The organism is Bradyrhizobium sp. LTSP849, from assembly GCF_000938255.1.
GTDB lineage: Bacteria > Pseudomonadota > Alphaproteobacteria > Rhizobiales > Xanthobacteraceae > Bradyrhizobium.
Map to the genome: position 1 here is coordinate 488,703 of NZ_JYMR01000023.1, position 19,824 is coordinate 508,526.

Here is a 19,824-nt window from a genome sequence, read left to right on the forward strand (position 1 = left end):
GTGACTACGAGTTTTGTTGAGATCGAATGCCGATCAATTCCCTACTGCCTTGATGCACGGCAGCGGCATAGGTGACCTTCCGGTGCATATGATCGCGCCGAAAGACCAGCCGCTCCCAAAGCCGGATGGGTGCGCGCTGGACTAAGGCAAGGTGATCTTCTCCTTTCCCGGCGAGCGCAATTGGAACCACACGGCGGCGCGAAGCATTACAGAGAGTTAGAAACAGTTGAAGAAGCTTCGCCATGTCAGTCGCCCACAAGCCGCCGCGGGTCGCTAAGGCGAATGGCATTGACATTTGTTACGAAATTTTCGGTGAAGCCGGAGCCGAGCCGTTGGTGCTGATCATGGGGCTTGGCGGCCAGATGGTGCAGTGGGACGACGCCTTCTGCGAGCAGATTGCCGCACGCGGATTTCGCGTCATCCGTTTCGACAACCGCGACACCGGCCAATCGTCAAAGCTCAGCGGCGGTAAGAGCCTGACGCTGTGGGAAATGCTGAAAGTACGTTTTTTGAACATCCCGCCCGCAGCGCCGTACACGCTACGCGATATGGCCCGGGACACGATCGCGCTCATGGACGTGCTCGGCATTCGCTCGGCGCATATGGTCGGCGCTTCCATGGGCGGCATGATTGCCCAGGAGATCGCAATTACTTTTCCTGAACGCGTGCGGTCCTTGATTTCGATCATGTCGACCACGGGCGATCCCGACTTGCCGCAGCCAAGCAACGAAGCCGTCTCCTTGCTGACGGAGCCGCAACCCAAGAGCCGCGAAAAATTCGTCGCGCGCTTCAAGCGGAACTGGAAGGTTCTCCGGGCAGGCCGCTTTCCCGAGGATGAAGCCCTTGATCGTTCCCGCGCCGAACGTGTTTTTGATCGCGGGATCAACCCAGCCGGCGTCGATAGGCAGATCCGGGCCGTCCTTGCATCGGGAAGCCGCAAGGAACGGCTGGCCAAGGTCAAGGCGCCGACACTGGTCATCCACGGTACTGCCGATCCGCTGGTTGATCCGGAGGCCGGTCAGGATACCGCGGCCTCCATTCCGGGCGCCAAGCTGATGATCGTTCCGGGCATGGGCCACGCGCTTCCCATGGCGATCTGGCCAGAGATCATCGACGCCATCGACAAGCACGCACATGGCGCAAGCGCGAAGGCGGCGTGAGTTATCCGGGCGACAGGTTTTTCAAGACATGCGGTTATGCACATGGCTGGCGGTCAAGCTCAGCGATGGGTCCAGGTTAGGTAAAAGCGGTGTCAAAGGGGACCGCGTTCTATGGACTCGTGTTCTGCGCGATGCTCACGGCGAAGATCACCCTGCACCGCGATCACTCGCTTCCTGGTCGATGCCGGCCTGGATGCCACCTCGGCCCTATGGATTCAGCTGGGCATGCTTGTCCTGGTCTGCTGGTTCATTGCCGCGCAGGTCGAGCCGGCTGTCAGATCCGCGATGACGCAAACTCTTTCGTATTTCGGAAAGCTTCCGAAAAGACAGCCAGCATCGCGGCGTCCGGCATTGTCTCGAGGACTACGCCTTCCACGGGCCTGTCCCGGCAAGGTGATGAACGTCACAACCCGGTAGCCGATGCTCGGCCAAGCCTCGCTGTTGATGAGATTGTGAGCTGGTTGCTGGCGTCGGCTCGTCTGTAAGTTCCATCGCGGAGCGTGATAGCCATCACAGTCGTCCAACATTTGCTCAACCGAACGGTTGAAACGCGAGCACTTCATCTCGACGTGACGTCGGGAGTGTTGCTCGACAGAAACACAACCTTACAAAAGAAGTCTTCGAGAGCTGGCGTGCGCTCTCCTTCATACCAGTTCGTGCGGTTCAGGCTTAACATCGATTCAAGGAATTCGATGATCCGACCGTTGGGGCGACATCATGAAGAAGCGATTTCTTTCGGGACTCATTTTTGTATTCGCGATTGGAGCGGTGGAACCGGCCTTTGCTGCTGACATGCAGATAGCTCCGAAGCGAAGGGCGGAGCCGCAACAAACGCAGCAAACTGCGAGCAACAATTGGTCCGGCGGCCAGGTCGGCGGATCCAATGGCGTCAGCTCGGTCAACAATAACTTCGTTGAGCCGGGTGCCTATGTTTGTCCTGCTGCCTTTCCGTACAACGTGAGCTGCTTCGAATCGCAGTTCGCGTTTGGCGGTCATCCGGTGAGCTACACGATCGGGCCATTTCTTGGATACCGCTGGCAGTTCGGGAATAGCGTGGTCGGTGTTGAAGGCGATTGGTCGTGGAAAAAGGCCGAGAACACGGCTCTGGTGTCGCTGCCCTTCGTCTGTTTCGACGCTGGCTGCGCCAACTATCGGTCTGACACCAAGTACGGCGCGATCAAGCAGACCTGGGACAGCTCGCTTCGGCTTCGTTACGGATGGCTCGTGACTCCTTCGACGCTCGTCTATGGCACCGCCGGCGTGGCGATCGGGCAAATCAGCGGCTCGTTTTCGTACCAAGGCGTACTTTTCGTCACGACGCCTGTGCTTACTGCCGGAAGCACGGCGACGTCCAGAGCAGACTGGTCCGACACCAGAGTCGGTGGAACGGTCGGTGCTGGCATCGAGACCGCGATTTGGGGAGGATGGAAGGCGAGGGTGGAATATCGCTACACGGACTATGGTAGCTATACCAAGACCGTCGGGGTGAACACCGTTTGCGCCGCTCCAACAGGCTGTAGCGCGCCGTCCAGCAGTGCGACGATTGACGTGCGCGAGGCCTTCCACACGGTTCGCGTGGGGCTAGGTTTCGACTTCTGAACGCGGCCCAAGCGAATTGGGTTCCGCCGTTGGCCGCCTGAGTTCCAAGCGCCTTTCGTCTACTGCTTGGCGCCTTCTCCGACCAGTGAGAACGGCCCCCAGATCGCAGGGTGAGCATTGGTCGCCGACGACCTATCGCCGAGGTAGGCAAGCATGGCGCGCCGCAAGGCTTCGGCGCGGCCCAGCGTCGGGTCCGCTTTGAGCGTATCAAACGTCGACGTGCTCAACCGCGTTGCCGCCTCGGAGGCAACAGGCCAGTGCGACACCAGAAGAGCTCGCGCTCCCGCATAGAAGAAGGCCCGGGCGAGACCGGAAAGAGCCTGGGCGCCTGGCTTTTCGCCCGCCGCCGTGTTGCATGCCGATAGCACCACCCAGTCAGCATTGAGCTTGAGTTGTGCGGCCTCGCTTGCCGTCAACAATCCATTATCGTCCGGGCTCGGTTGGGCGGGCAGAGAGAGAAGCAGCGCCGGCTCGGCAAGGCCCTTGATATCGCCAGCGACGAGACCATGCGTCGCGAAATAGACGATGCGATAATTCTCGAGCGGCGTGTGCTTCACGGTCGTCACACTCGCGTCTCGACCGAGATGGATATCAGAGGCAGCCGCGCCAAGGTCCGACGCGACCGCCCTGAGTTCATCTGCGCTGTCGGGAAGACTTGGCGCGGAAGCCAGCGCCGAACGATCGAGACCGGCGCCCCGCCAATAATCGGTGTAGGATCTGGCGATGCCCCTCGCGTGAACGGCGCCCCTGGCGTCTCCCGGCGCACGGTCGGGGCTGAAAACCGGGTCGCCAAATCCGACCATCGGCTTCAAGTCCAGGTCTCTGCGCGCAAACGAGCGCAGCGTCCGCAAGCTCGTGACCGAAGGTAGGACGGTGACCGCCTGGCGCTTGATCAGCCACGCAGCGTCGCGATAGGCGGGGGCATCCTGCTCGGGTGTTTTGCCATTGAGCTGTAACGACAATTGCGCCGGCTTTTCCGTCACCAGCAGGTGAAACGGCAGGGCCGTCAGCGGCCCCGATGATGTGACAAGTAACTGGCGCTTGTTCTTGATAAGCCCGTCGACTGGACCAAGCAATTGCCCAAACAATTGGTGTGCGAGGTTGAGGTCGAATGTTTGAAGTTTATCGACGTCCAGTCCCTTGCGGAACTTCTCGACCTCATCGGCGAGGCCGGCTCCCTCGATGGGGATCGTATGCCAGTCGAAGTCATTGGCCGTGAGGGCAAAAACGTAGCTCTCCTTCTCACCGGTCAAAACAAAAACGAGGGCCTCGTCGGACCCCAACAATTTCTGCGCATCCTCGACCTGCAAGGGCTTCGGCGTGGCGAGCTTGGCGAATTCAGGAAATTGCTGTTGCAGCTGTGCTGAGTTGGTCGCCAGCTTATTCTCGGCATCGGCGATAGTCTTGCGGATTTCGTCGGCCTGCGCAGTGGTCGACTGCCCATCCGGGTTCGACAGCACGCCGACCAGCGTCTTGTTGCGATCATGCAAATAGTTGGATAGGTCCTGGTTCGTGCGCACCAGCGCGGCAAGTGCATCGTTGCCCGCAGCAAATCTCGGCCCAAGTTGCTGGAGGGCACCGCCGGCCGATGATTGAATGGCCCACTGAGCGACTTCGAACGCCTCTTGGCCGAGTGCCCCGGCGGAACCGGTTCCCGCGCGCACGGCGGCCGCGAGGCCGGCGACATGCGTTACAAAAATGTCGCCGCGCTGCTCGATCAAGCCGTGCGAGCCGTTGCCCGACAATTTCCCCGCCGATACATCTTCGTCAGCGTGCGCGAGGATGGCCGCGGTTGCCCTGCGAGAATAGGCGATCGCATCAGTTGGATTGCCGCGCGAAATGCACAACAAGGCGAGATCGTTGAGCCCTCTCGCAACCTCCGGATGGTTCACGCCGCGCGCCTTCTCGTTGATCGTGAGTGCGCGCTTGTATGCCTGTTCGGCCTCCGCATAGCGGCCCTGATGCTCGAACAGATGGCCTTGGCTGATCAGAACCGTAGCAACGAAGCGGTGGCTCGGTCCGAATGCCTTCGTGAAGATGGCAAGTGCCCGATTGAACTGCGCTTCCGCGTCGGCGTAGCGCCCCTCTCCGTCGTAGGCGACGCCGAGCTTGCGGAGCACTTTTGCAGTGTCGGGATTTTCTCCGCCGAGCGATTTCTCGACAACAGCGAGCGCTCGCTTGGCGTATGTTTCGACGTGGTTGTAGCGTTCCTCGGATTCATAAATCGCAGCGAGATTGTTGAGGATTGTTGCCACGCTGAGACTGTCTGGGCCGAACACCGCCTCCCGTATGCCGAGAGCGCGTTGGTAAAGCGCTTCGGCCTCGTCGAGCCGGCCTTCGTCCGCGTATACGCTCGCCAGGTTGAGGAGCGACGTGGCGAGGCGGGGATGATTTGGGCCTAGGGCCTTCTCCCAGATCTCGATGGCGCGCAGAAATAGGCTGTCGGCCTCGGCATAGCGGCCTACTCGCTCATAGACGTGCGCCAAGTTGTTGAGACTTGCGGCCACATCGGGATGGTCTAGACCAAGTTGCTGCTCGCGAATTGCAAGCGCCCGCTTGGTCGCTGTCTCGACCTCACCGAAACGGCTTTGGTCCTCGTAGACCTTGGTGAGATTGTTGAGGACCAGCGCGACCTGCAGGCTGTTGGGCCCGTTAATCTTCTCCGCCAAATCGAGCGCCCGCTGATACTGCGCTTCCGCCGCCGCGTAACGCGCCTGGCTCGTGTAGACATCCCCGAGATTGCCGATCAATCTGACCACAGCGGGGTCGGCCGGTCCGAGCGACTTTGTCGCGATATCGAGAGCCCGCTTGTACAGCCCTTCGGCCTCAACGCCGTTGCCTTGCAGCAGATATACTGTGGCAAGGTTGGCGAGAGCTTGCCCGGTTCGCGGATCGGACGGCGGAAGATTCTTTTGCAAGGCATCGACCACCTGCTTGAACATAGCGACAGCTTCGGTGTAGTGCCCCAACTCCTGATGAGCGCGCGCGAGGTCGTTGAGTGCCAGGATGTAAGTGATGTTGCTGGTGCCGGCGCGCTTGGCTGCGGCCTCGGTCGACTGGGCCTGCGCCAGAGCTTCGGAATATTTGCCGGCTGCATAAAGCGCCGCGAAACGTTTCTGCGCAGCTTCGATATCGATCTTCTGCGCCGCGGCCGGCGCCAGAGCAACGCCGACGGCAATCAGAAAGGCAGCCAGTCCGCGCCACCAACTTGATCTGAACAGCCCTGGTAAGTCGGCGAAGAACAAATGTGCACACGTCACTCTTTTGCTCCTTGCCCGCTCTCGCCGTAGCAAACCAGCCACGGCTGGAGGGCCACATTCGCTACGGCGAATAGACTTCCCGGGTTGAAATCCCGGTCAAATCTCCGGATAAATCACGCCGATCGATGCTCTTGATCTGTGAAAACCCCAGACTGTTGCAAACGAAGCCCGCATCCGATTTCCGAAGCGTGTCGCTGGAAATGGACGCTTCGGTGGCTCCAAGTTCTGCAATGAAGCGTCTGCGGGCCAATCCGGGCAATATTCCGTCGACTTTCGGCGGTGTTACCCAAGCGCCTTCGATCCTGAAGAATACGTTGCCGACAGTTGCACACGCCACATGCCCTTGCGTATTGAGCATGATGGCGTCATCAGCGCCGCGATCGATTGCCTCCCTTCGGGCCAAAATATTGTCTCCGTAACCCAATGACTTGATCCTTGAGAGAGGAGAGTGCTCGTTTCGGCGCGTGGATCGACAGACGACAAAATCTTGCGGATGCGTGGCGGGGCTGGGTGCTACGGTCAAAACGCAAGTCGATTGTGAAGCAGCTTCCTTCGGCCAGAGCCCTCTTGCCGCTGATCCTCTCGTGACTGTCAGTCGGATTGCACCCGGAGTATCCACGGTTGCGCCCGCAAGCAGTCGATCGATCGCATCGGAGATGCGAGTTTCGCTAAAGGGAATCGACAGACCAATCTCGCCTGCTCCGGCTTTTAGCCTCGCGAAATGTTCAGACAGCCAAAATGGAGTAGAGCCCACGGCTTTGATCGTTTCAAAAATGCCGTCAGCCAGAGTGAAGCCTCGATCTGTGACAAGCACACGAGCTTCACTCTGATCGACAAAATCTCCGTTAAGCCAGACGGCGCTCATATGAGGATCTCACAATGGTCAATTTGGATTCGTCGGCGAGCCGCCAGCTTCGTCCGCACCTACAAGCTCGTATCGATCCGGACTAAATCCACCCGTGAGTGCCACGACGACGGATTTGATCGAGGCCGCGGCCTTCAGAAGCATCTCGTCGAATTCGCCCTCCGCGGTTGAGGCAGCTACGACGCCGCCTCCGACGCCCATTGATAGACGTCCTCCGCTCGCAACGATGGTTCTTATCACGATGCTCAGGTCGACCGCCCCATCGGTACCTAGCCAGCCCAACGAACCTGAGTATACGCCTCTGGCTCGCCCTTCCAGTTCGTCGATAAATCGCAGGGTGCGGGTCTTGGGCGCGCCGGTCATCGAGCCGCCGGGGAATGCATTCCGGATCAATTGAACTGGACTGGCAGAAAGCTCCAACGTGCCGGTCACGGTACTGACCAATTGATGAACCGTGCGATATGATTCCACATCGAATAGCTTCGGCACGCGAACGCTCCCGGGGGTGCAGCTTCGCGAGAGATCGTTTCGCAACAGATCCACGATCATGACGTTTTCTGCGCGATCCTTCTCACTCGTTCTCAATTGCTCCGCGAGTTGATCATCCCTGAGAGGATCCGGATCGCGTTTGATTGTGCCCTTAATCGGCTTGGTCTCGACTCTCCCGTTTGTGTCGATCGCGAGGAAGCGCTCGGGCGAGGCGCTAAGGACGGCGCCTTCGGGCCACCTGATAAACGCAGCGTGAGGGGCAGGATTGACCTTCCTCATGGTTCGATAGAGCGTCAACGGGTCCACATCGGAGTTGCAATGCAACTCGTTCGTCAAGCAGACCTGATAAGTTTCGCCTTGTCCTATCAAATCCAGGCATCGACGGATGTCGGATAGATAGGTCTCCCTGTCGCGGTCCAGGTAAAACTTGATGGGCTCATTTGGTATGTTCCGAACCTCAGGCATTGCCGGGGGGGCTGCCCTTTCGATCGTAGCGATGGTGTGATCGATCCACTTTTTCGCCCGATCTGCGTTAGACGGTTCATCGATAGCCAAAACATAAGTTTTCTTCTCGACATGATCGACCGCGATGAAACGGTCCGAGTAGATGAACATCGCGTCCGGCGTGGCTGCGCTTCGATCCGTCGGTGAGCCGGAATCGTTCCGAAGTTCATAGCCGAACCATCCGACGTATCCACCTACGAACGGGCAGGGAGGAGCCGGTTCCGGGCGACTGGGTTCTATCCGTTCCAAATATTCGAAAATTCCAGTGTGCTTGATGTGGTTCCCGGTGCGGTCGGATATTTCGATACGCTTATCCGAGCATCGATATTGAATGCAGGCCGCGTTTGGACCTGATGCATCGCCTGCATAGGACCAGCGAGCCCGACCTTGTTCCACGAGACTGCTATCAAGCCAATAGGCATGGGGGGATTCGGAAAAGAGCGACGTGAATACGTCCTCCATGTCAATCTCGCGCGGAATTTCCTTCCAGAACGTTCGCTTGCGAGATGTCGCCAGCTCCTTCCTGTGTGCGGAGCCGTTCAATGATTTGCCGTTCGGTGGCGCGCCATTCAACGACTTGCCATTCAAGGACTTGCCATTCAATGACTGTCCGTTTGAGTGACTTCTTGACGCGTCGATCATCCGACAGAAATTTTCCAGTAGTTTCCGGCCGTGCTCCGTGATGATGGACTCGGGGTGAAATTGAACCCCCCATTGCGGCCGATCGCGATGGGCAAGCCCCATGATCAGGCCATCCTCTGTCCAGGCGGTCACCTCCAAGCACGAAGGGACAGGCTGCTGCGCGACCAGCGAATGGTACCGAGCGCCCCTGAAGGGAGAAGGAATTCCGCTGAAGAGTCCGGTGTCGTTGTGATGAATGAGCGAAGTTCGTCCGTGCATTGGCGCGGGTGCGCGAACCACCCTGCCTCCCGATAGCGCGGCTATGCCTTGATGACCGAGACACACTCCAAGCAGCGGCACCTCGGCTTCTTCAATAACGTTCCTGCAGAGGCCGAAATCATCCGGTTGCTCTGGATGACCAGGTCCTGGTGAGATCACAATTCCATCGAATTGCCTCTGCTTGAGCTCATTCCAGGAAATCTCGTCATTCTTCACGACGAGCGGTGGCTCGTGGCAAATTTCAGCGAGGAGATGAACGAGATTATAGGTGAACGAATCGTAGTTATCTATGACCACCAATCGCATTGCTGCACCAGACCATGAAGTGTTTTCATTTGAAAAACGAAGGTCGTGATATCGAGAGCACTCTTCTTGTTTTAATAGAAAATGCTAACCGGCGATGTGACGTACGTCTCATAGTTCTCCGCAAGAATATACTCAGCAGAATAAGCACTGGCTAGTTTTCGATTGTCGACCAAGTCCTGGTCCAATGATGTTCATCAGAAGAGCAATGTCGATCAACAAAGAGGCAATTTCGGCGTCTGTCGCCGACGCTTAAATAAGCATCGCGACATGGAAAGCCGACTTCGCTCGCGTCGGCCGGTTATAATTTGGTCTAATAACTGGCGCCAAGGTTCGGATGACGCCGCCACCTCAGTTGCAATGAGGCTGTGCGCAACTATGAAGCGGCCGCGCAACTCAACAAGCGCTAGACCGATTTGGGTTCCATCGACGGGCAGCTTCGCAGCGATAGCGGGTAGCGACAGCGTCAGCAGCCGGTCGCACGGGTAAGTCAGAGATCGGTCGGCGCGGCGACCGTCGGCTCCGGCGCGAGCTTCTGGCCCTCGAACGTCTGCGCGATCTTTCCGTCCACGATATGCAAGCGGCGGTCGGCGCGGGCGGCGAGCGCGGGATCGTGGGTCACGACTACGACGGTGCGGCCCTGATCGGCGATCTCGCGCAGGATGCTGAATACTTGTTCGGTAGAAGACGTATCGAGCGCGCCGGTCGGCTCGTCGGCGACGATGATCTCGGGCCGGTTGGAGAGTGCACGCGCGATCGCGACGCGCTGGCGCTGGCCGCCAGAGAGCTGGTTCGGCCGCTTCTGGGCATGATCCTGCAACCCGAGCGATCCGAGCAGATCGAGCCCGCGCGCCTGCATGTCCTTCTCGCTCATCTTGCCCTCGGCGCGCATCGGCAAGAGCACGTTTTCGAGCGAGGTGAATTCCGGCAGCAGAAAGTGAAACTGGAACACGAAGCCGCACTTTGTCAGCCGTACATGGGCGCGGTCATCCTCGGACAGTTTCGAGGTCGGCTGGCCGCAGATGATGACTTCGCCATCGGTTGGCGCGTCCAGAAGGCCGAGCAGATAGAGCAGCGACGATTTGCCCGAGCCGGAGGGACCGGTGATGGCGACGAATTCGCCCTTGTTGACGGCGAGGTCGATGCCGTTGACGAGCGTGTGCGAGACCGCGCCCTCGATGCGCCGCACCAGTCCAACCGCCTGCAATGCAATTTCGTTCATGAGGCGCCTCGGATGATTTCGACGGGATGGACCCGCGTCGCCTTGCGCGCGGGGAAGAACGCCGCGCCCGTGCAGCAGAGCAGCGAGATGCCGCCGGCGATGAGGTAATGCCGTGGCGAATAATAGATCGAGATCGGGACGTTGGTTCCGGTCAGCGTGTTGTAGATCGTGATCTGCGACCAGCCATAGCAAAGCGCATAGCCGATGGCCCAGCCGGCAATCATTCCGACAAGGCCGATGATGGCGGCTTCCATGATGAAGATGCTGCGCACGGCCGTCTCGCGCATGCCGAGCGATTTCATGATGGCGATGTCCTGGCGCTTCTCGTTGGTGATGGTCGAGATGATGTTGTAGGTCGCAAAGGACGACGTCAGCAGCATTGCGCCCATCACCGTCAGCACGATGAAGTCGCGGACCGCGAAGCTTGAGAGCAGGTCGGAATTGGCCTCCTGCCACGACACGGATTTGTAGCCGATCTGGCCCTCGACCCGTTTTGCGATCACATCGGCGATGAGGGGGTTGTTCAGCCGCACGCGCAGTTCGTTGACGATGCCGCTTTGGCCTATCATCACCTGGGCCGTGCCGAGCGTCGCGTAGATCTGTCCCTCGTCGACGCGTTTCAGGCCGGAGCGGAACATGCCGACGACCGTCGCGCTCACCTGCGTACCCTGGCCGCCGATCAGACTGACGGTGTCGCCGGTCTTGATCGCGAGCTTGTCGGCCAGCGCAACGCCGATGATGACCGCGTTCGGCGCGCGCTGCAGGTCGCTGACCTGGCCTTCCCGCATTTGCGAGGCGAGTTTCGACACCCTGACTTCCAGCCGCGGATCGATGCCGATCAGCGTGATGCCGACGCGACCGCCGTGATCGATGATCGCGGTGGTCCGCACCGAGGGCGCGACGTCGCCGGGAAGCCACGACCGGAGTGAGGCCATCATCGATTCCGGATAGCGGATGCCGGGGCGGTTGTTGACGTTCGCGACGTTCGACATCTGTACCGCGCCGTATTCGCGGTCAGCGGGCTGCACTGGCGCCGCGCGTCGTTCGTCCTGCACGGTCACATGCGGCATGGTGTCGACGAGCTGGCGCAGGAAGTCGATCTGGGAACCTTCCATCAGCCCCGCCATCATGATGGTGAAGCCGACGCCCATCGCCACGCCCGCCATGCCGACGAGGGTTTGCCGGACCCTGGTCGTGACGTGGGTCCAGGCGATGTTGACGAGGAGATTGCCGGCCATTTCCGATTGTGCCCGATCAGCGATTGGCGAATTTCCCGACGTTGCGCCGGGCGTCGTTGACGACGGAGTCGATATGGGCGGAAAGCGCCGACGAGATCCCCGCATCATCCGGATTGGCGATGGGCGGGGCCGCCAGCGCGGCGACCGTCGTTGAGACCTGCGGCTGGCTGTTTTGGATCTGGTTGCTCTGGATCTGGTTGCTTTGGACCGGGTCCGGCGTTGCGGCGGGCTCCGTCTCCTGCGGCGAGGTCACCTGCTTGCTCGTGTCGATGCGGACCCGTGTCCCGTCGGCGAGGTCGGGGCGGGCCGGCGAGAGCACCGCTATGCCGCGCGAGATATCGCCGATGACCTCGACATTACGGCTGCCGCGGATGCCGACGCGCACGGGCACGCGCTCGAGGCGGCCGTTGTTGACGGTCTGCACGAAATCGCCCGAGACCGCTTCGGCCGGGATGATTGTCGCCGATGGCTTCTCACGGAAGATGATGTTGGCTTCCACCGACATGCCGATCCGCAGCGGGGTATCGTTGGGCAGCAAGAGATACACGCGGAAGGTCTTGCGGGTCGGATCGCCCTTCGGCGTGATCTGCGAGACGCTGGCGCGCAACGCCTGCGCGGGGAACGCTTCGCTGCGCAGAAGCGCCTTCTGGCCGACTGCAATGCGGCTGATTTCCTCTTCATTGACCTCGGCGACGACCTGCATCGGCAGCGGTGGCCCGACCCAGAACAGCACATCGGTGGGGCCCGCGATCTCGCCGACTTCGCCGTCGCGCCGCAGTACCATGCCATCGAGCGGCGCGCGCAGCACGAGCTGGTCGATCCTCGTTTGCTGGGCGGCAATACGGCTCTTGTATTCCTGGACACGGGTCCAGCGCTGCTCATATTCCTTCTGCGTGGCGTCGTCCTTGGTACGGTCCTTCGTGGCGCGATCGAGGTCGCGGTCCGCCTGCTGGCTCGAGATCTGCAATTCGTTCAGAGCGTTGCGCTCTTCGGCGTCGTCCTGGCGGCCGAGCACCTGGCCTGCCTTCACCGTCTTCCCCTCGCAGATGCAGAGGTCGATCAAGCGCCGCCGCTGCAGCGGCACGACCTTGGCCCAGCGAGCGGGCTCGACTGTGCCGGTGCCATAGATCGCTTCCGAGACTGGCGCTATGGTCGCAATGCTCGTCGTGACCGTCTGGAGGTTGTAATAGTTGGTGTAGCCGTAATAGCCGCCGCCGGCGCATGCCGCGAGGAACGCAATTCCCAATATGCGAAAGATGCTCATCGCGGTTCTCTCTTGCCTAATAGCCGAATTTCTTGCGCAGCCCGGGCATCTGCTTGAGGAAGTCGTCGATGTCGTCCTTGGAGATGTTCTTGCTGAGTGCGTCCAGCGGATTGTCATCGCTGGAGGACTTGGACGGTTGCGGAGGGGAGGCCGTGGCGGCTGGGGCAGGGGCCGCGCTAGTCACTGTTGGGGCGGGAACCACCGGGGCCGTGCGTGAGTAATCCCCCGCCGGAGGCGCGGTCGGGGCGGGCGTGCTGGTCGCCACGGCGCGCCACTTTCCGGCGTCGCTCTTGGCCTTGTAAACATCGTCCGCGTTCATCCGCTTCTCCAGGACGCCCATGAGCTGGCTGGAGCCGTTGCGGAACTCATCCACTCGGGAGGCGCCGTTGACGATGTAGGCCCACTTATAGGCCTCGACATTGCTCTTCTCGACGCCGCGCCCGGTGGCATAGAGGCCGGCAAGGATCAGCATTGCGTGCGAATGGCCCTGATTGGCGGCGCGGCTGAACCAGCGGAACGCTTCCTGGTCGGACCGCGGCACGCCGACGCCGGCCGAATAGAGTGCACCGAGGTAGAACTGAGCTTCGTCGTCACCGGACTGCGCCGCCCGTAGATAGCGGCTCGCCATGTCCTGGTCGAAAACTGCGTCCGCCCTGGCCGAATGGGGGCTTGCCAGCAAGGCGTAGCAGATGATCGCTAGTACGGCTCGCTTCATGGCTCATGGTCTCAAAATTTCTAAGGCAAGAAAAGCATCTCAACATCAATCGCCGAGTTCCGTCGCGTCGCCGGCTACATATGCGTCGACTATACCGGCACCACGGTTCAAGGATCGGGTCGTGAGCAAGGTGCCACAGCATCGGAAGGCACCGTCACCGCAGTCGCAATTAGGCCATTCGCAATTACAAAACGACCGCACAACTCAACAAGCGGTGGACCATTATCAATTCGGGAGCCATCGACGAGCAACTTCGCAGCGAACGTGCCTGCCGGGTCGATCGCCAAGCGCGCATCTTCGAAGCCGAGCCAGCGGCCAGTCAGAGGGTACCAGGCCTTATAGACGGATTCCTTCGCGCTGAACAGCAGCCGATCCCAGTGCGTCGTCGGAAATGCGCGCGACAACGCAGCTAGCATCCCGGACTCTCCCGGGACTGTGATCGATTCCTCAACGTCGTCAGGCAGACGGCCGTTCTGTTCGGTATCGATGCCGATGCTCGCAAACACGCTTTGGGAGGCAACTGCGGCAGCCCGGAACCCGGCGGTGTGAGTTATGCTGCCGACTACGCCTGCCGGCCACAGCGGTTCGCGTTTCGGACCTGCGCGGATTGGAACCGGAGCGTACCCAAGCTTGGCGAGTGCGTCCCGCGCGCAGCGACGCGCTGTTATAAACTCGCGGCGACGGGATTCGACTGCGTTCGCAACAAGAGCTTCCTCTCCCGGAAAACTCTGCTGCCCCGGTACATCCTCAAAAGTCTCGACCGCCACGACGCCGTGGGGCAGGAGCTGTTCGATCATGCCGGCAGCACCTTCCTCGGCATTGGCGGCTTGCTGCGCCTGCTCCACTCGCGCGGATAACCGATTGAGACCTCCTCAAACCGGACGCCGTCATAGTAGGCTGTCCGCGGGATGTGCAGGTGACCATAGACAACGGCGCTGGCACGAAAGCGAACATGCCAATCGGCGGTGCGGGTCGTACCGCACCATTGCGCGAATTCCGGAAATCGCAGCGCTTGGGTCGGCTGGCGGATAAGCGGCCAGTGCCCAACGAGGATCGTCGTCACCTCGGGCCCCAGGGCGAGCAACCGGCGTTCGGCGTCTTCCAACCGCGCGCTACACCACGATTCTCGATCCGGATAAGGCGCCGGATGCAGCAGCACCTCGTCGGCGCAGACCACCCCGGTCTCGTGCGCGTACGCGAGAGACTCCTTCTTTGTTGTTGTCCCGGGCGCGAGCCAGGAATGGTCATAGAGCAGGAATAGTGGCACGATAGTTACAGGACCGCTCTGGTCCTGCCAGATCGCATACTTGTCTTCTGGCGTCAGAATGTCGTTGTCACGGCACATCTGGACGAGAGCTTGGTAGCGGGCCACGCCTTTGAGCTGGACGGGGTCGTCACGAAGGGTCCACAAATCGTGGTTGCCGGGTGTCCAAATCACCTTCGCATACCGGCGCCGCAATAGCGAAAGCGTCTTCTCTATCTTACTGAACGTATCGTCCACATCACCGGCCACAATCAGCCAATCGTCGCTCGATTCCGGGTGCATTTCGTCGATGATGCGTTTGTTCTCCGAGAATGAACCGTGAAGATCACTGGTGGCAAACAGGGATCCCGGCACCTCGACTCCTCTCAGCCTCGCTTGTCGCCCGATCGAACGACATCCGCCCAGTCTGGACGCTGGGAACAAGTATAATTAGACTGGCAATCCATTAAAGTGGAAATCTATCCTGGCGGAATTTGGGTGCTGAAAAAGCTCTTGAGATGATGACCGCCATGGAAATGGAAAAAAGTTCGGGCTGAAGCAGATATTGTTGTAGCTTTGGCCGCAAGCATTGAAGCAGCGGGTTCACGTGTGGAGGGTCCAAAATTGCGGTTCCATCAACCTGACCACCCCAAACTCGACGCTAAGTGTGTGGCCCTCGTCACATTCGTATTCGCTGCGCCGTATTAGTTTGCTGCTGATGTCGGCAGACTCCACTTCGTTTGTAAAATTGTTTGACGTTCACGTGCGCCTTGTGACCCAATCGGGGCGGTGCTTGGTTTTCAATTTGTAAGACCGATCGCTGACAAGCGCATCATCCGTTCGGTTGAGGACATCGAGCAGCATTTTAGTGTCTCGTCGAAGCTTGCAACGGATGTGAGGGAGGAATCGCCGGGACGAAGTTGAAAGTCCAGCACTGCGCGTCGAAGGGCCACGCTTAGTGGCCAACGATTTCTGGATACCAGTATGAGTTGTAGCTTACTTGTTTTTGACGTGATTGGTCGCCATGCAGCATCTCAGCTCAACGTATGACCTGTTAACCGGTTCGGCGTTGATCAGTTACCGACTGTCGCTGTCGGAAAATCCCTGGTCGGCGCATCACGAGGTCTTCGATCGCGTCTCCTTGGTGGGGACCGGGTTATTGGAACTGGCCCTGACGGCGGGGCTTGCCGTGGGCAGTCCGCGGGTGTTGGAGCTGACGCCGGCCGCTCCGCTGATGATTTCGACCGCGAGCAGATCGCGGGTGAAGATTCAGGTGCAGGCTGCCGATGCGCAGGGGCATCGTGCCTTTTCTCTCCATGGTCTGGATGAGGCTTCGGGCGCGGACGGCTGGATTCTTCATGCGATGGGCGTGCTGGCGGGGGCCGAGGAGCGAGGCCAAGAAGAGTCGGCTGTGCCGCTTCTGGAGGCGCGGGCCCCGGAAGGAACGGCGCAACTCGACATTTCGACTCTCTACACGCGATTGAGTGCACAGGGATCCGATTGCGCGCCGGCATTGCAGGGACTGACCGGAGCTTGGCGCTGCGGCGAGACGATCTATGCGGAAGTGGCTCTGCCCGCCGGCACGATATCAGGCGCCGGGGAGCACGGGATTCATCCCGCGCTTTTTGATGCTGCGTTGCATGTGTTTGCTGCGGAGGGTTTTGCCGCGGCCGAAGGCGGCATACCGTTTCCAGTTTCGTGGTCGGATGTGACGCTTCACACACACGTGGCCAGCGAGTTGAGGGTACGCCTTGATCTGAGCGGATCTGAAAGCTCGGAGCAGAGGTCGGCCTCAATGTTGTTGTGGAATGAGAAAGGGCAGCCGGTCGCAACGGTGGGGTGTGTGACGCTCCGCCGGGCTGGAGGCGAGCCAGTGCTCGAGCATCACGTTGAACAAGCGCCGTCTCCGGCACCTTTGCATGTGCGGGAAAGCTCGGAGCGTCCTCGCACAGCGGCGCGAGGCCCGGTCGTATCAGCCCTGCGCCATCGCTTGAGCGGGTTGCCCGAAAACGAGCGGCTCGGACGTCTCGTGGTTCTGGTGCAGGAGAACATCGCGGAGATTTTGGCGTTGCCCAATGCCTCGTCCGTGCCCGCGGATGCGCCGCTGAAGGGACTTGGGCTGGACTCCATGATGGCGGTCGAGCTGCGCAACCGCCTGTCGGTGCGGGTGGGGATCAAGCTTCCGACGACGCTGGCATTCGATTATCCGACTCCGGAGGCGATTGCGGCGTTGCTTTTGCGCCAAGTCTTTCCGGAACTGGATGTGATCGCTGGGACAGCTCCCACGCAGTCGCGCGCCAAGGACGAGCCGATCGCAATCGTCGCAATGTCGTGCCGCACGCCTGGGGAAGTAAAGGATTCGGAGGCCTACTGGACGCTGCTCGCGGAAGAGCGCGATGCGATCGGACCGTTTCCGGCGCGCTGGGATAGCCATGCGCTGTACGATCCGGATCCGGAGACGCGGGGTAAGAGCTACGCACGTGAAGGCGGCTTTCTATACGACGTCGATCAATTCGATGCGGGCTTTTTTGGGATCGCGCCACGCGAAGCTGTGTCGATGGATCCGCAGCAGCGGCTGGTTCTGGAGGTCGTGTGGGAGGCGCTGGAGAAGGCCGGGCTTCAGCCGGAAGCGCTGAATGAATCGAGTACGGGCGTTTATCTCGGCGCGATGCGGAGCGATTACCGGCAAAGCGGGATCTCTCTCGAGTCGATGGATGGCTATGCCGAGACGGGCCAGGCCAGCAGTGTGCTCTCCGGGCGAGTGTCTTATGCGCTGGGTCTGCAAGGCCCGGCGATGACAATCGATACCGCGTGCTCCTCGTCGCTGTCGGCGCTGCATCTGGCGTGCGCGGCGCTGCGGCAGGGCGAGTGCGATCTGGCGCTGGCGGGCGGTGTGCAGGTGATGAGCACGCCGTCGGTGTTTGTGGAGTTCAGCCGATTGCGCGCCGTAGCACCGGATGGGCGTTGCAAGAGTTTTTCGGACGGCGCAGATGGCGCCGGCTGGAGTGAAGGCTGCGGCGTGCTGGTGCTGAAGCGTCAGTCGGATGCGGAGCGTGATGGTGACGAGATCCTGGCGTTGATCCGGGGTTCTGCAGTGAACCAGGACGGACGGAGCCAGGGTCTGACGGCGCCGAACGGTCCGAGCCAGCAGCGGGTGATCCGTGCGGCCTTGTCGGCGAGCGGGTTGAGCCCCGACGAGATCGATGTTGTGGAGGCACACGGGACCGGGACCAGCCTCGGTGATCCCATCGAGGCGGGCGCACTGGCCGCGGTGTTCGGGCCGACGCGTCGCGAAGATCGTCCGCTGTGGCTGGGCTCGTCGAAGTCGAACCTCGGTCACACGCAGGCGGCGGCCGGTGTTCTCGGCGTGATGAAGATGGTGCTTGCGCTCAAGCACGAGGTTCTGCCGAAGACGCTGCATGCGGAGCATCCGAGCGGCCAGATCGAGTGGGAGGGCAGCGGGCTGTCGCTGCTGCAGCAGGCGCGCGCATGGCCGCGTGAGGCCTCGCGTGTGCGTCGTGCCGGCGTGTCCTCGTTCGGCATCAGCGGAACCAATGCGCATGTCGTGATCGAGGAGGCGCCGGCGCGGCCTGCTGCGAGCAGCGCAGCGGATACGGCAGAGCTGCCCTTGATCCCGCTATTGGTATCCGGGCGTGACGAGGCCGCACTCCGTGCGCAGACGGGCCGGTACGGAGAGTGGCTGTCGCAGCATCCTGATGCGGACTTCCATTCTGTGATTGCGACGGCGGCATTGCACCGGACGCAGTTTGCTTCGCGTGCGGCGGTCTCAGTGCGCGATGCGTCGGAGGTGGCAGAGGCGCTGCACGCGCTGGCCGAGGGTCGCCCGCATGCGGCGGTGTCGGTCGGGAGCGCGCGCGATCGCGGTCGTGTGGTGTTCGTGTTCCCCGGACAGGGCAGTCAGTGGCCATCGATGGGCCGAGCCCTGCTGGCGGAATCGGCGGTGTTTGCGCAGGCGATTGCGGCCTGTGAGACGGCGTTGTCCCCTTACACGGACTGGTCGCTGACGTCGGTGCTTCGCGGGGATGAGGATCTCGAAGCCTGCCTGCTGGAGCAGGTGGACGTGATCCAGCCTTCGCTGTTTGCGATGAATGTCGGCCTGGCCGCGGTGTGGCGCAGTCTCGGACTGCAGCCATCGGCGGTTGTGGGCCACAGCCAGGGCGAGATCGCAGCCGCCGTGGTTGCCGGCATCCTGTCGCTTGAGGACGGAGCCCGGGTGGTGGCGCTGCGCAGCAAGCTGTTGAGGGGCCTGAGCGGGCGCGGGGCCATGGCGGTGACGGAGCTTGCGGCTTCAGTTGTGGAAGAGCGGCTGAAGGCAGCGGAATGGTCCGGATTGTCGGTGGCGGTGGTGAACACGCCGGGCTCGACGGTCGTCTCGGGGCCGACTGAAGTGGTCGAGCGCTGGGTCGGCCGTCTTGGTCAGGAAGGCGTGTTCTGCCGGCAGGTCAATGTGGACTACGCCTCGCACAGCGCGGAGATGGACCCGATCCTGCCGGAGCTGGAAGGCTTGCTGTCGGATCTTGCGCCACAGGCAGGCGAGGTGGCGATGATCTCGACGGTGACGGGAGCGCGCTGCGAGGGGACGTCACTGGACGGATCCTATTGGTGCCGGAACCTGCGGCAGACGGTGCGGCTGGACCTTGCGCTGGCCGAGTTGATCGGCAGCGGGCACGGCGTGTTCGTGGAAGCGAGCGCGCATCCGGTGCTGGCGATGCCGCTGTCTGCGGCGAGCGGCGAGCATGGCGTGGTGGTGGGATCGCTGCGCCGTGACGGCGGCGGGATGTCGGAGCTTTTACGCAATCTCGGCGCGCTGCATGTTCATGGTGTTGGTGTTGACTGGGCGAAGGCGGCGGGAGCGGGTGCGACGGCACCTGTTGCGTCACTTCCGACCTATGCGTTCCAGCGGCAGCGTTACTGGCTGGAGGCTGAGAAGGCGAGTGGGGACGCCGCGACGATGGGGCTGTCGGATGCGTCGCATCCGCTGCTTGGCGCTGCGACGCCGCTTGCGGAGAGCGACGGGTTTTTGTTGACGGGCCGGTTGTCG

13 protein-coding genes are annotated in these 19,824 nt (G+C 61.1%); 3 read left to right on the forward strand and 10 right to left on the reverse strand.

Features of this window, described 5'->3' with window-relative positions:
* Nucleotides 1-4 precede the first annotated feature (4 nt).
* The gene (locus tag UB31_RS41490; RefSeq protein WP_156175394.1) at nt 5-244 is read right to left on the reverse strand and encodes a hypothetical protein; all 240 of its coding nucleotides are present in this window, start codon (nt 242-244) and stop codon (nt 5-7) included.
* Between UB31_RS41490 and UB31_RS18085 the strand changes: the two genes are divergently transcribed.
* Together UB31_RS18085 and UB31_RS18090 are read left to right on the forward strand one after the other, a co-directional pair.
* Nucleotides 243-1,160, forward strand: a complete 918-nt coding sequence (locus tag UB31_RS18085) for an alpha/beta fold hydrolase (protein WP_045011827.1) — start codon at nt 243-245, stop codon at nt 1,158-1,160. The two genes, UB31_RS41490 and UB31_RS18085, sit on opposite strands and share 2 nt — an antisense overlap.
* A 717-nt stretch (nt 1,161-1,877) precedes the next feature.
* Nucleotides 1,878-2,759, forward strand: a complete 882-nt coding sequence (locus tag UB31_RS18090) for an outer membrane protein (RefSeq protein ID WP_045006927.1) — start codon at nt 1,878-1,880, stop codon at nt 2,757-2,759.
* A 59-nt stretch (nt 2,760-2,818) separates the two neighbouring features.
* Here the strand turns inward: UB31_RS18090 and UB31_RS18095 are convergent, their stop codons facing one another.
* From UB31_RS18095 to UB31_RS18130, 9 genes are all read right to left on the reverse strand, one after another.
* On the reverse strand, nt 2,819-6,004 hold the full coding sequence (locus tag UB31_RS18095; RefSeq protein ID WP_050044792.1) for a CHAT domain-containing tetratricopeptide repeat protein: 3,186 nt from the start codon (nt 6,002-6,004) through the stop codon (nt 2,819-2,821).
* A gap of 76 nt (nt 6,005-6,080) precedes the next feature.
* Nucleotides 6,081-6,884 carry an aminotransferase class IV gene (locus tag UB31_RS40470; RefSeq protein WP_082078549.1) on the reverse strand — a complete coding sequence of 268 codons (804 nt, stop codon included), beginning with the start codon at nt 6,882-6,884 and terminating at the stop codon, nt 6,081-6,083.
* 18 nt (nt 6,885-6,902) lie between these two features.
* Nucleotides 6,903-9,083 carry an aminodeoxychorismate synthase component I gene (gene pabB, locus UB31_RS18100; RefSeq protein ID WP_045011828.1) on the reverse strand — a complete coding sequence of 727 codons (2,181 nt, stop codon included), beginning with the start codon at nt 9,081-9,083 and terminating at the stop codon, nt 6,903-6,905.
* Between the two features lie 487 nt (nt 9,084-9,570).
* Nucleotides 9,571-10,302 (reverse strand): ABC transporter ATP-binding protein, encoded by a 732-nt coding sequence (locus tag UB31_RS18105; protein WP_045011829.1) that lies wholly within the window; start codon nt 10,300-10,302, stop codon nt 9,571-9,573.
* A complete protein-coding gene (locus tag UB31_RS18110; protein ID WP_045011830.1) occupies nt 10,299-11,540 on the reverse strand; it encodes an ABC transporter permease in 1,242 nt (413 codons plus the stop codon). The genes UB31_RS18105 and UB31_RS18110 overlap by 4 nt, the downstream gene beginning before the upstream one ends.
* Before the next feature lie 16 nt (nt 11,541-11,556).
* Complete coding sequence (locus tag UB31_RS18115; protein ID WP_050044793.1) at nt 11,557-12,804, reverse strand: efflux RND transporter periplasmic adaptor subunit; 1,248 nt, start codon at nt 12,802-12,804, stop codon at nt 11,557-11,559.
* A gap of 16 nt (nt 12,805-12,820) precedes the next feature.
* Nucleotides 12,821-13,519, reverse strand: a complete 699-nt coding sequence (locus UB31_RS39910) for a tetratricopeptide repeat protein (RefSeq protein WP_082078552.1) — start codon at nt 13,517-13,519, stop codon at nt 12,821-12,823.
* Nucleotides 13,520-13,626: 107 nt separating this feature from the next.
* Nucleotides 13,627-14,316: a 4'-phosphopantetheinyl transferase family protein gene (locus UB31_RS18125; RefSeq protein ID WP_045007157.1), complete on the reverse strand. Its 690-nt coding sequence runs from the start codon at nt 14,314-14,316 to the stop codon at nt 13,627-13,629.
* A complete protein-coding gene (locus UB31_RS18130; protein ID WP_045011831.1) occupies nt 14,313-15,137 on the reverse strand; it encodes a metallophosphoesterase family protein in 825 nt (274 codons plus the stop codon). The genes UB31_RS18125 and UB31_RS18130 overlap by 4 nt, the downstream gene beginning before the upstream one ends.
* 649 nt (nt 15,138-15,786) lie before the next feature.
* Here UB31_RS18130 and UB31_RS18135 point away from each other — a divergent pair.
* The coding region (locus UB31_RS18135) for a type I polyketide synthase (RefSeq protein WP_156175395.1) at nt 15,787-19,824 on the forward strand (4,038 nt) is incomplete at its 3' end.